The sequence below is a fragment of the Nostoc sp. NMS9 genome, from assembly GCF_017114995.1.
Lineage (GTDB): Bacteria > Cyanobacteriota > Cyanobacteriia > Cyanobacteriales > Nostocaceae > Nostoc.
The window spans coordinates 23,182-36,363 of sequence record NZ_JABXKL010000090.1 but is presented as its reverse complement, the minus strand read 5'-3'; the positions used below and the strand labels follow the sequence as shown (position 1 = coordinate 36,363).

Annotated in this window: 7 protein-coding genes; 3 read left to right on the top strand and 4 right to left on the bottom strand. The window is 43.0% G+C overall.

The features are described from left to right. Positions 1 to 48: 48 nt before the first annotated feature. Both HWQ40_RS28960 and pipX read right to left on the bottom strand, forming a co-directional pair. Positions 49 to 717, bottom strand: a complete 669-nt coding sequence (locus HWQ40_RS28960; RefSeq protein ID WP_292785073.1) for a YggS family pyridoxal phosphate-dependent enzyme — start codon at positions 715 to 717, stop codon at positions 49 to 51. Continuing rightward, a complete protein-coding gene (gene pipX, locus HWQ40_RS28955) occupies positions 714 to 992 on the bottom strand; it encodes a transcriptional coactivator PipX (RefSeq protein ID WP_069068710.1) in 279 nt (92 codons plus the stop codon). Before pipX ends, HWQ40_RS28960 begins: the two co-directional genes overlap by 4 nt. Positions 993 to 1,040: 48 nt before the next feature. Between pipX and HWQ40_RS28950 the strand changes: the two genes are divergently transcribed. Next, positions 1,041 to 1,211: a hypothetical protein gene (locus tag HWQ40_RS28950; protein WP_292785071.1), complete on the top strand. Its 171-nt coding sequence runs from the start codon at positions 1,041 to 1,043 to the stop codon at positions 1,209 to 1,211. A gap of 614 nt (positions 1,212 to 1,825) precedes the next feature. On the opposite strand, the gene HWQ40_RS28945 is transcribed toward HWQ40_RS28950, so the two are convergent. Beyond that, a complete protein-coding gene (locus HWQ40_RS28945; RefSeq protein ID WP_292785069.1) occupies positions 1,826 to 2,746 on the bottom strand; it encodes an energy-coupling factor transporter transmembrane protein EcfT in 921 nt (306 codons plus the stop codon). 158 nt (positions 2,747 to 2,904) lie between these two features. Then, on the bottom strand, positions 2,905 to 4,275 hold the full coding sequence (der, locus tag HWQ40_RS28940; RefSeq protein ID WP_292785067.1) for a ribosome biogenesis GTPase Der: 1,371 nt from the start codon (positions 4,273 to 4,275) through the stop codon (positions 2,905 to 2,907). A 464-nt stretch (positions 4,276 to 4,739) separates the two neighbouring features. Here der and HWQ40_RS28935 point away from each other — a divergent pair, with 464 nt between their 5' ends. Together HWQ40_RS28935 and HWQ40_RS28930 are read left to right on the top strand one after the other, a co-directional pair. Next, positions 4,740 to 8,228 (top strand): caspase family protein, encoded by a 3,489-nt coding sequence (locus HWQ40_RS28935; RefSeq protein ID WP_292785065.1) that lies wholly within the window; start codon positions 4,740 to 4,742, stop codon positions 8,226 to 8,228. Positions 8,229 to 8,564: 336 nt separating this feature from the next. Next, positions 8,565 to 13,154, top strand: a complete 4,590-nt coding sequence (locus HWQ40_RS28930; RefSeq protein ID WP_292785063.1) for a caspase family protein — start codon at positions 8,565 to 8,567, stop codon at positions 13,152 to 13,154. The last annotated feature ends 28 nt before the right edge of the window (positions 13,155 to 13,182 follow it).

The following is a 13,182-nucleotide window of genomic DNA, read 5'->3' as shown; positions in this document are numbered from 1 at the left end:
ATCCTTAGCTTTTATTAATACTGAAGAGTAAGGCTGATGATTAATCGGCTAAGAGCGATCGCCAAACAATATGGTTCCTAATCGTACCATCGTTGCGCCTGCTTCCACTGCCAGTTCGTAGTCGCCTGACATACCCATAGATAGATGCTGCATTTTAATCTGCGACCAGTTTTGCTCCTGGATTTCTTTTGCTAGCTCACGATTGAGATTAAACACACTGAGAATTTCGGAATCATTTAATCCTGAAGGCGGAATTGTCATCAAACCTTGAATTTGTAAATTTTTGTATTGATTGAGTGTGGGTAAATCAGCCAAAAGTTCTGGCACACTCCAACCAGACTTGTTGGGATCGGGGAGAATTTTCACTTGCAGACAAACCTGGGGACTCACTCCTAGCTGTTGCGCCAATTGGTCTAAGCGCTGTGCCAGCTTCAAATTATCGACGGAGTGAATCCAAGAGAATTGCTCGATGGCTTTTTTGGCTTTATTGCCTTGCAAATGTCCAATAAAGTGCCAGGTAATATCCGGTAAGTCTTGCAACTCGGCTTGTTTGCTGGCAGCTTCTTGGATACGACTTTCCCCAAAATCACGAATTCCTGCGTTGTATGCAGACCGAATGGCCTGAGCAGAAACTTGCTTGCTAACAGCAATCAATTTGACTGAAGTTGGTAGTGAGGAACGAATAGTAACAATACGTTCGGAAATCGAACTGTTCATTGGAAGGTGCGCTGGAAAACACTCTGAAGCTGATCGTACTCCTGAGAATGCCCACTGCGCCGCAGGGTACGTAAGCGATTTTCCAACATCATTCTCGCCTCAGTACGTCCTAGAGACTGGAATTTAACACCTTTAACGTCATTTGCCACCAAAAAAAATAAGCGCTGGGCATAAAGTGTGGTGAACAAATCCTGGTTCTCATCAACCATACAGATTTTGTAGAGTAAACCCCAAGTTGGATGGTTTATGTAAGTTTCTGCGTTTTCTGGATTCATTTAAGAGTCAAGGTGTAGTCAAGGTGAAAGTATATATATCTTTTCGCAGTGAATTCCAAACATTCAGACGATAATACCAACATTCGTCAGAATATTTTGGTTAAAATGCGAAGTGGCGGTTACGAAGACCTTGATCTAGTTCCTAATGGGCAGATGAAGCTAGTGGTAGTGAAGCGCAATGGTACAACAGAAGCCGCGAAGCGTAGATTCAAAGAGTAGAGGCTGTTCGACAAATATCACCATCTGCTTTGGTGACTTCAATTTACTAATCTGTGGGGACAAGGCACAAAATATTCCTGATCCTCTTGTTGAAAGTTCGACGTGGGAAGGAAAAACACCCTTTGAAGTTCCCAACAGCAACCGCGAATTTTTCAACTTCTTTCCATACTGCCACAACTGTCGCTGAATGGCACAAAATTGGAGAGTGGGGATTGGGAATTGGGTACAGGAAAGAAAACTATCATTTATACAAAAGGTCTATTGATTATCCAGTATTTTCAGTGGTGTAATTGGTGCCTGAGCATTGTGCAGAGATTCATAACGGTACTCGGTCAAAAATCTTGAGATTAGTTTGTAGTGTTCGCGTAACGCTGGTTAATATCTAAAATCTACAGGAAATGCTAGGGGATCAATTTTATGGCTGGGTAGCTATTCAAATTACCCTACCATATTGTTACCTATAGCTCAATACTGTTCGATTAAGGCAAGAGACGCGATGAATCGCCGTCTCTACAATAATCAGTCTTTGGTAGAGACGGCGATTTAATGTTTTACTTCTGACTCCTAAATTCTGGATTCTGCTGTATTACCTCTTACATTTTCTCGATACAAAATTATGCCTGAGTTCCTATAGCTAGCCGTATTCCCCAGAATAAGATTAAAGTTGCGATCGCAAGCCAGTCACGCCCTTTTAATCGTAAGTCGTGCCACTGCACTCGATGCTCATTGGGACTGGTAAAACCCCGTACCATCATGGCATTCGCCATTTGATCGGCTCGTAAGAGCAGATTTTCCAAAAGTCTTTCTGCAACTGTCATCCAAACCTTGAATGCTCCTTTTAATCCCAGCTTTTTCCAATTAATTGCCCTTGTCATCACGGAGCGAAATAAGTTTTGCACTTCTTCTAAAACCAGGGGAATGAAGCGCAAGGACAAGGTTAAAGTTAAAGCAATTTCTGTGACAGGCAACTTGAAGCGTCGCAAGGGTTGCATTAAGCTTTCTATCCCAGATGTGATTTCTTCTGGTGCGGTTGTCAGCAGATAGAGGTTGGTGCTGTAAATTACGGTAAATATAAGTGTACTCAGGCGTACTGCCAAACTCAAGGAGTAGCGAGTTACTTTAACCGGGCCTTTGTGAAATAGCACGTAGCTGTATTCTTTTTTCTCAGCTGCTGGCTCTTGAAGAAGATTATTGGAGAATGCTTGCTGAGTTAAGATTTGTTCATTAGCTGGCAGACGTGATTGATAATCTACACCCAGTCCATCAGGACTGATGGCTGCGATCGCTAAGACAAAAAACGATAGCATTAATAGCCAACCCATTTGCTGCTGCCATACTCGTCGAGGAATTCTCGCAATTAAGGTGGCAATAATCAATATTATCACCAGCAGCACCCGCCAATTGTTGTTGGCTAAAACATAGCTGGTTAAAAAGCTCATCAACCAGGCGAACTTGACTCGCGGATCGATTTTATGCAGCCAAGTTTGGGGTTGTTCTAAATAAAGTCCAAGTGGCAGCGATCGCAATAAATCCATTTTAGAGTTAGGAGTTAGGAGTTAGGAGTGAGGAGTTAGCAGTTTTGAATTTAACTCATAACTTTCACCTTGTACCGCTATCAAACTCAAGTCGATAGGGTTCTATAATTAGCAATTTTGACTTTAACTCATAACTCCTAACTCATAACTCTTAACTCCTAACTTATTTTGACGCGAGTTGCTCTATTAACATTACCACTTTCGGCATCACGGACTTTTTTGCTCCGCCACAGTAAAATAATTGGCGTGCCTTTAAATCCTAGCTGTTGCCGGAATTGGCGTTCAATGTAGCGGCGGTAGTTGTCGTTGAAGCGTTTGGAGTCGTTGACAAATAGTGCGATCGTTGGTGGTTGGCTGCTTACTTGTGTACCATAATAAATCTTGCCCTGACGCCCACCACGGGATGCTGGCGGTGAATGCCAACTGACGGCATCTGTTAAAACTTCATTAATTACTGATGTGCTGACACGGCGTTTGTGTGATTCAGCTGCCGTTTTCACCAATTCTAAAATCTTTTCTACCCGTTGTCCTGACAAGGCACTCACAAAAATTGTTTCTGCCCATTCGGTAAAATGTAACCGTGATTGCAAAGTTTTTTCGTAGTCGTAGATTGTGTAAGAGTCTTTTTCGACAGCATCCCACTTATTAACGACGATGATACAAGCTCGACCTTCTTCGATAATCCGCCCAGCTAATTTTTGGTCTTGCTCGGTGACTCCATCTACGGCATCTATTACTAATAAAACCACATCAGCGCGACGAATCGCTTTGAAAGCACGGTTAATACTAAAAAATTCTGTACCGTATTCGATGTGTTTCTTTTTGCGAATACCGGCGGTATCAATCAAACGGTAGGTTTGTCCGGCTCGTTCAATGACAGTATCAATAGCATCGCGGGTAGTGCCGGAAATGGGGCTGACAATTGCCCTTTCTTCCCCAACAAAAGAATTGAGTAAGCTCGATTTGCCCACATTTGGGCGTCCCACAATTGCTACTTTGATTTCATTCGTGTCTGGAATGTCTTCAATAGCAGGGATGTGATTAACTAACTCGTCGAGTAACTCTCCTGTACCACTGCCATGAATCGCGGAGATTGGGTAAGGTTCGCCCAATCCCAATTCCCAAAATTCGGCAGCTTGCATTAAGCCTTGTTCTGGGGATTCACATTTATTTACAGCTAGTAGCACAGGTACGGGTTGATGGCGCATCCATTCGGCGATTTCTAAATCTGCCGATGTGGGGCCTGTTTGACCATCGACGACAAAAATAGCGCCACACGCTTCTGCAAGGGCTGTCATTGCCTGTTGGCGAATCAGTGGTAAAAATTCGGTATCATCATTAAAAACTAAACCACCGGTGTCTACCACTAAAAATTCGCGACCATTCCAGAAAGCTGGCAAATAAGTGCGATCGCGTGTCACTCCCGGTTCATCATGGACAATCGCCGTTTGTTCCCCGGCGAGTCGATTAACCAGGGTGGATTTGCCCACATTTGGGCGTCCGATAATTGCAACAATTGGCAGTGCCATAAAACCAGGGTAAGTGAGAGGTGTAGTATATCACGTCCTTACATTTTACTCACTTTAAACTTGAAGTTTTAATAATTTCCCAATCATCTGAAGCGATCGCTATACTTCGGGCAAAACTGCTTTTTTGGCGCTCTGCTTCGCGCCTTTGCGACGGACATTTTGATACTTGCTACCCTGCGGGAACGCTAAAAGCGAACAACGGGGAAAATACACACGCAGGTGTTTTTGCCTTGGCGCGAGACACAATATCCGAAAAATACCCGTGGGGGTAATTTTTAAATTTAATTGGATATTTTATACTCATGATAAAGGTTTTGGTGAATGTCCTAAAACCTAGATATCCGGTTATCTTGTGCATAGAATAAAGACTTTCAACCAATATAAAAGTGGGCAAATAAACCAAAATCCCAATCATAATTATCTGAGCAGTTTAGAAATCATAGCTTCAGGAGATACGAATAACTATGACTCGTAACTTATATGCTTTGCTTATTGGTATTGACAATTATCCTGATTTAAATAATCGACTTCAAGGTTGTGTAAACGACATTACAGCAATAGAAGAGTATCTTAACGAACGATTCGATCGAAAAGAATACCAATTACATTTACAAACGCTTAAGGATGACCAGGCAACTCGTCAGGCAGTCATTGATGGTTTCCGAAAGCATCTTAGTCAAGCTGGACAAGATGATATAGTTTTGTTTTACTACAGTGGTCACGGTTCTCAGGAGTTGGCACCAAAAGAATTTTGGCACTTAGAACCCGACCATCTTGATGAAACTTTAGTTTGTTATGACAGTCGTACTGAAAGCGGCTGGGATTTGGCAGATAAAGAATTAGCAAAACTCATTGCCGAAGTAGCAGAAAAAGACCCGCACATTACCATTATTATGGATTGCTGCCACTCTGGTTCCAGCACCAAAGACCCATTGCAAGAAACAGGAATACGTCGCTTACCCACAGACAAGCGAGAACGCCCACTGGATAGTTTTATTTTTTCGCTCGCCGACTTAACGCAACTTTCAGATTCCCGTGACCCGGAAAAACACCCTTCTGGCTGGAAGATACCGAAAGGTCGTCATGTACTTCTAGCAGCTTGTCGAGACTACGAAACCGCGAAGGAATACTACGGGGGTGACAAACATCGGGGTAGTTTCTCTTATTTCTTGATGGATACACTTGCTAAAGCCAGTGGCAAATTGACTTATCGAGATTTGTTTGGGCGGACAAATGCGATCATCCGCAGTAAAATTACAGCCCAGTCTCCTCAGTTGGAAGTGAAGAATCCTGATGATGAAAACAAATTTTTCCTTGATGGAGCGATCGCAGAACGTTACCCCTACTTTATTGTTAAAAATGACCCAAACTATGGCTGGGTAATTGATGGTGATGCAGTCTGCGGAGTGCAACCACCCAAAGACGAGGAAACCACTTTACTAGCACTGTTTTCCTTTGATGCCAATATCCAAGACCTGCGTGACCCAGCAAAGTCTGTGGGTACAGCAAAAGTGACTAGCGTACTAGCAACGCAGAGTCAGGTAGATATCAAAGATGTGCCAAACCTCACTGCTGATGGTACTTGTTTTAAAGCAGTTATTACCAGCCTACCGCTACCACCTTTAGGCGTTCACATTGAGGGAGATGAAGCTGGTGTAACTCTCGCACGCCAAGCACTAGCAACAGCTGGACTTGATGGTAAAGCTTCACCCTATGTACGCGAGGAGAAAGAAGTTGGTAAAGCCGAGTTTCGCCTACTTTGTCGTCATCAACAGTATTTAATTGCCCGACTTACAGATGACCGACCTTTAGTAGCTCAAATTGATGGCTATAGTCCAGATAATGCAAAACAGGCAATTCAACGTTTGGAACATATTTCCCGTTGGACAACAATTGCGGAACTCTCAAATCCAACAACTAATATTAGAGCCAATGATGTAGAGATAAAACTGATCTTTGAAAATGAAGAATCATCTCAATTGCAGCAGATGCGTTTGCAGTACGCGTATAGGGATGGTAAGTGGCAAAATCCAGAATTTCAACTGAAACTCACCAATAAAAGTCAAAACCCGCTTTACTTTGGCTTAGTCAACCTTTCAGACAGTTTCGCTATTAACGCCCCATTTTTTGAAGCAGGTAGCATTAGGCTACAACCAGGAGAATCAGCACTGGCTCTAGACGGCGAAAACTTGATACTCGAAGTCCCAGACGAGTTGTGGTCCCAGGGGATTACTGAGTACAAAGACATAATTAAATTGATTGTCAGTAACGAGGAATTTGATGCTAGATTGCTGATTCAGGATAAACTTGATGCTCCTCGTCTACCTGTCACAAGAGATTTAGAATCTGCAAATCAAAGTAGCCTTGAGCGTTTGATGAATCGAAGTCAAAATCGTGAAATCAAAGCCAAAAGTGCAGCAAAGTATGACGATTGGTATGCACAGGAAATTACCATTACCACTGTACGTCCCTTAGACTCTACACCAGTTTCTCAGACAGAACAAAAATTATTAGGAGCAGGGGTGAAATTACAGGTGCATCCTAGCTTGGTGGCAAATGCTCGCCTAACTACCACACCGCAAGTCAGCCGAGATTTAGGAAATCAAATTTTGCCCCCTATCCTGCGGGAAGATGCAGAAGTTACTCGACCTTTCCAATTTACTACCAGTCGAGGTACCGACCCTGGATTAAGTGTATTGGAATTGAACGAAATTCAAGATTACACAGTTGTCACCCCAGATGCACCTTTGAAGTTATTAGTAGATGCACCGTTAGCAGACAATGAATACCTTCTTGCTGTTGGCTATGATGGGGAATTTTTCTTGCCTTTAGGTCGCGGTAAAACAACTCAAGATAGCAAAATAGAAATTGACATAGAACGATTAACAGCTCCAGTTAGTCAGGGAGAACGTAGCCTACAAGGGTCTATTCGCATCTTCTTTGAAAAAGTAATCAGTCGCCATTTTGGACGGGAATTTAAGTATCCCATTTTAGCAGTGGCTGAGGTAGGAGATGATAACAAAGTAACTTATAAACGCGATGTGATTGATGTTCAGCAGCGAGTAGCAAAAGCACAAAGAATTGCCCTCTATCTACACGGTATTATTGGCGACACCGAAAGTTTAATTAGTAGTATTAATCAACCAGTATTGCAACCAGATGGGCAAAAGCTTTCTATCAGCAAACTTTACGACGTAGTTCTGACCTTTGACTACGAAAACCTGAATACTTCAATTAAAGAGAATGCTGAAAATTTGAAACGCCGACTAACAGAAGTGGGTTTAGGAGCAAACCACGGTAAAGAGCTGCACATTATTGCTCATTCAATGGGAGGTTTAGTTTCCCGTTGGTTTATTGAACGAGAAGGAGGTAATAAAGTTGTCCAACATTTAATTATGTTAGGTACACCAAATGCCGGTTCTCCTTGGCCAGTTGTTGAAGATTGGGTAAAACTCACTTTGGGTATTGGACTCAACAGACTTTCTACAGTTGCTTGGCCTGTAACAGTGCTGACAGGTTTGATGGGAATTCTGGAAAAAAATATTAGAGTAGCTCTAGCTGAGTTAAACCCAAACTCTGATTTTCTCAAATCTTTGGCAGCGAGTGAAGATCCTGGCATTCCCTACTCAATTATCGCTGGCAATACATCTATTATTCCGGCAGCATTGGAGCAACAGCTAGAGAAAAAATCTAGTGTTTTAGAACGGCTAGAGCAAAGTTTATTTAAGAAAGTTGTAAATTTACCTTTCTTTGGTATACCAAATGATATTGCAGTCACTGTAGATAGTATCCAGAATATTCCCAAAGGGCGATCGCTTGCGCCCTTTGTTCAAGAAGTAGCTTGCGACCACCTAAGTTACTTCAGCATCGAATTACCAGAAGTCGGGTTAGACGCTTTGATTACAGCGATCATCGTTCAACAAAAGAAGCAAACAGTTGAAAGGCAAAAATAAGCATTTATTTTTGCTATTGTTGCCTTGATAAATTATATAGCAATACAGTTAACTTAAGGATTGTTTGTAGAGATTTGATATGTGTTGAGACGTTGCAATGTAACATCTCAAAGCGAAGTTATCACTCGTATAAGTTATCTTAATCTAAAAGTATTGTCTTAAAGGCATCAGACTTGACCGAAAACGAAAAGGATACAAGCCCCTGAATTTATTTATGGGGATCAATAATGCAAGAATTTTAAATTTTGAATTCGGAGCAAAGCAACGTGATGCTGTGTCTGTGTATGAGATTTTCATAAGTATTCAACTCGAATTAATATTAGATGAGGTCTACTAATGTCTAAGCATAAGTTCAACCGGAATTTTGCGATTATTATTGGTATCAATGACTATGTAAATGGTATTAGAGAGTTAGAAACAGCGGTTAATGATGCTCACAAACTTGCTCAAATTCTCCAAAAGCAACATCAAAATCTCAAACAGCAATATCAAGCACAAAATAAATATGAAGTCCAGTTGCTATTGAATAAACGTGTTACCCTTAACAAACTCAAACAACTGATTGAAGACTTCAAACAAGGACAAATACCTTTTGACAACGAAAAAGTGGCAATTACCGAGAGCGATCGCATCCTCTTCTATTTTGCTGGACATGGTGTCGCTTTAGAGGCTCTAGAAAATCAAGAGGGGCCAGTAGGTTATTTGATTCCGCAAGATGCCACATTAGGAGATAGTAGTACCTACTTGCCGATGCAGGAGTTACATGATGCCCTGAATGCACTCCCTTGTCGGCACATGTTAGCAATTTTAGATTGCTGTTTTGCAGGCGCTTTTCGTTGGGCGAGCCTCAAGCGAGAGATTCAGCCCAAAGTCACAGTTTACAAAGAACGCTACGATCGCTTTATCAGCGATGCCGCTTGGCAAGTAATTACTTCTGCTGCCGACGATCAAAAAGCTTTGGATTCTTTGGGTGTGCGGGGGGAAGTAAAAGAAGGTAACGAGGTTCACTCTCCCTTTGCCAAAGCACTTTTTGATGCCCTACGCGGAACTGACAAAAAAGCTGACTTGAATGATGATGGCATCGTTACGGCAACTGAACTGTACTCATATTTGCGAGATCAAGTTGAAGTTGTCACAGAAAAGAATTACAAGCGGCAAACTCCAAGTCTGTGTCCCTTGAGAAAACATGACAAAGGGGAATTCATCTTCCTATTACCTAATTTTGACCGAGATAAATTGGAGGATGCACCACCACTTAACCTCGAAAATAATCCTTATCGAGGATTGCAATCTTATGACGAAAAAGACAGTAACTTGTTTTTTGGTAGAGACAACCTAATCAAACAGCTTTATCAGCAAGTCGTTTCCAATAAACAAACGTTGACAGTGGTACTAGGCGCTTCTGGAACAGGTAAATCCAGCTTAATGAAAGCTGGATTATTACCGTGTCTGCGTGATTCCCAGGAGGATAAATTTCAGATTTTAGACCCCATGCGTCCAGGGGAAACTCCTTTGCAGGCTTTAGCACAGGTGTGTTTACCAATTGCAACTACAATTACTGTTGCAGAATTAGCAAAAGACGAGCAAGCTCTAGCAAATATCATTGAACGTTGGAGCCAGACCAATCCCCAGATTAAACTATTGCTAGCAGTCGATCAGTTTGAAGAGTTGATTACCCTGTGTAAGAGTGACGAACAACGAGAGCAATTTCAGAAATTGATCGAGAGTGCGATCGCTAAATATCCCGACAAAATCCATGTAGTTATCACCTTGCGACTCGACTTTGAGGGTCAGTTTCAAACTTCTGTACTCAAAGACTTTTGGAATGATGATACCCGATTTGTCGTCCCACCAATGACCCAAGATGAATTCCGGGAAGCAATTGAGAAACCAGCATCTGAAAAAGTGGTATATTTCGACCCTCCCAGCTTGGTGGATGAACTGATCAACGAAGTCGTACAAATGCCAGGTGCTTTACCCTTACTTTCTTTCACCCTCAGCGAATTGTACCTGAAATATTTAGAGGAACGAAGGGACAACCGCGCCTTAAAAAAGGAAGATTACGAAGAGTTGGGAAGAGTAGTTGGTTCTCTAACCAAACGTGCTAACCAAGAATACGATCGACTAGTTGCTTCATCTCCCGCTTATGAAAACACAGTACGGCGGGTAATGCTGCGAATGATTTCATTGCAGGGTGGCGACTTAGCAAGGCGACAGGTTCCCAAGTCTGAACTAATTTACGCCGATGAACAAGAAAGCGATCGCGTGCAAACAGTCATCAAACGTTTTTCTGAAGCCCGCTTAATCATTGAAGGTTCTAATTCTCAAGGCGAACCCTATGTAGAGCCAGCCCATGATGCTTTAGTGGAGGGATGGGATAAATTACTCAAGTGGAAAAAAGAAGAAGACATAATTTTACAACGGCGGCTAACAGCAGCTGCCGAAGAGTGGGAGAGTGTCGCCAGCAAGGAACAGCCATCAGGTTTGCAAGCCAAAGCTGAAACTGTAATTGATTGGTTAGATCGCAGATTATACGTTGCTGAAAACTTATTTAGCAAAATTCCGACTCGGCCTGTTCAAGGATTACAGCAAAGACAGCATCAACAAGAGGGTTTGAGAGAGAAACCTATACAGTTTCTTTGGAATAGTAATCCTTATCTTGATGTATTGAATCAGGAACTCCAGTTAAATGACAATTGGTTTAATCAGTTAGAAACAGAATTTGTCCAACAAAGTGTTTTACAGAAACGCCGGAACATTAGTTGGCGATGGCGGATTGCGATCGCAGTTATTTTAGGTTTAAGCGGGTTGACTGGCTGGGCAGTGTTTAGTCAAAGTAATGCATTGATGGGTCAAAGCAGGGCTTCTAGAGAAACAGCAGAAGCCAGGCTACAGGAGCAAGGGTTAGATGCATTAATTTCTAGCCTACGAGCCGGAAGGTTACTGCAACACCCACTTTTACAATTATTTCGTCCCAGCGAGCAGCTACAAAATCAAGTGCAAGGAACACTGCAAAAGGCAGTTTATACAGTCAGAGAACGCAACCGCTTAGAAGGGCATCAAGGCACGGTCAGAAGCAGTTTTAGCCCAAATGGGCAGTTACTAGCAAGCGCTGGAGAGGATGGTATTGTTCGCTTATGGAACTTACAGGGTCAGGAGCAGGCTGTATGGAATACAAATCTGGTCAGAAGCCTCAGTTTTAGCCCGAATGGGCAACTACTGGCTACAGCTGGAGAGGACGGTATTATTCGCTTATGGAACTTACAGGGTCAACTGTTAGCAGAATTGAAAGGGCATCAAAATCGGGTTAGGGGTATCCGTTTTAGCCCAGATAGTCAGCTAATCGCTAGCGGCGGCGATGACGATACAATCCGCATTTGGAACTTACAAGGTCAGCAGTTGCGAGAATGGAAAGCAAATCAAAACTCGGTTAACAGCGTCAGTTTTAGCCCCAATGGGCAGATGCTAGCTACAGCTGGAAAAAACAGTACTATCCGCTTGTGGAACTTGCAGGGTCAACAATTAGCACAATGCAAAGGACATCAACAACCTGTTAGCAGTGTCAGTTTTAGCCCAGATGGTCAGTTACTGGTCAGTGGTGGACAGGACAGAACTGTTCGCGTGTGGAACTTGCAGGGTCAGCAGTTGGGGAAACCTTTTACAGGGCATCAAGGCCGAATCTGGAGTGTGCAATTTAGCCCAGATGGTCAACAAGTAGCTAGTGCAGCCGGAGATGGCACTGTCCGTTTATGGGATTTGCAGGGTAAGGAGTTGGAGAAATTTGCTGGGCATCAAGGCCCAGTTAGAAGCGTTAGTTTTAGCCGAGATGGTCAACTACTAACTAGCGCCGGAGATGATAAAACTGTCCGCGTGTGGAACTTGCAGGGTAAGCAGCTGACAGAATTACAAGGGCATCAAGATCGATTTCTCAGCATTAATTTCAGCCCAGATGGTCAACGAGTAACGACTGGGGGAGATGATGGCATCATCCGCTTGTGGAACTTACAGGGTCAACAGTTGCTAGGATGGACAGCACATCAAGGTAAACGAGTCCAGAGTGTCAGTTTTAGCCCGGATGGTCAGTTAATGGCTAGCGCCGGAGATGATAGCAATGTCCGCGTGTGGAACTTGCATGGTCAACAGTTGACAGCATTATCAATGGCAGAATTTTCTGGTTATCCAAAGCATATATGCGATGTCAGTTTTAGTCCGGATAGCAAACTAGTAGCTAGTGTGGAAAACAACGGTGTTGTTCTTGTGTGGGACTGGCAAAAGCGGCGGCAGTTAGCAAAGTTCTCTATGGTAAAATTCCCTAGTGAAAAGCACTTCTGCAAAGTTAGTTTTAGCCCAGATAGCAAGCTGCTGGCTAGCGCCGGAAATGACGGCATTATCCGTGTGTGGAATTGGCACAAACAGCAGTTGATCACAAACATTCCGGGTCATTTAGGCCCTGTCTATAGTGTGGCATTCAGTCCCGATAGTCAGCGACTAGTTAGTGCTGGAGATGATGGCACTATTCGCTTATGGAACTTGCAGGGTAAGCCATTGCAGGAATTCGTGGCGGCAGTAAATTTTGGGGCGGCGGTGAATTCAGTAGCATTCAGCCCCGATGGCAAGATGATTGTCAGTGGTGACCAAAAAGGTAATGTGCAGTTGTGGGACTGGCAGAATAGGGAGCAGTTTGCTGCCTGGAAAGCACATCAAGGCGAAGTCAGGAACGTCAGTTTTAACAAGGATGGTAAGATACTGGCTAGCGCGGGAGATGATAGCATTGCTAAGTTGTGGCCGATTCAATCATTCGATGAGCTGATACAAGGGGCTTGCGATCGCGCACGTGACTATTTGCAGAATAACCCTAATGTTGTGGAGAGCGATCGCCATCTCTGTAATAATTTACCATCAACCCCTGCAAATCCAGACAAGTAAGGTAAAAGCGATGTATAAGACGAGCTAC

What these genes read in the sequence shown, in the direction of transcription:
- HWQ40_RS28930 (WP_292785063.1), top strand. Translation starts at nt 8,565, where the DNA reads ATGTCTAAGCATAAGTTCAACCGGAATTTTGCGATTATTATTGGTATC.
- HWQ40_RS28945 (WP_292785069.1), bottom strand. Translation starts at nt 2,746, where the DNA reads ATGGATTTATTGCGATCGCTGCCACTTGGACTTTATTTAGAACAACCC.
- pipX (WP_069068710.1), bottom strand. Translation starts at nt 992, where the DNA reads ATGAATCCAGAAAACGCAGAAACTTACATAAACCATCCAACTTGGGGT.
- der (WP_292785067.1), bottom strand. Translation starts at nt 4,275, where the DNA reads ATGGCACTGCCAATTGTTGCAATTATCGGACGCCCAAATGTGGGCAAA.
- HWQ40_RS28960 (WP_292785073.1), bottom strand. Translation starts at nt 717, where the DNA reads ATGAACAGTTCGATTTCCGAACGTATTGTTACTATTCGTTCCTCACTA.
- HWQ40_RS28935 (WP_292785065.1), top strand. Translation starts at nt 4,740, where the DNA reads ATGACTCGTAACTTATATGCTTTGCTTATTGGTATTGACAATTATCCT.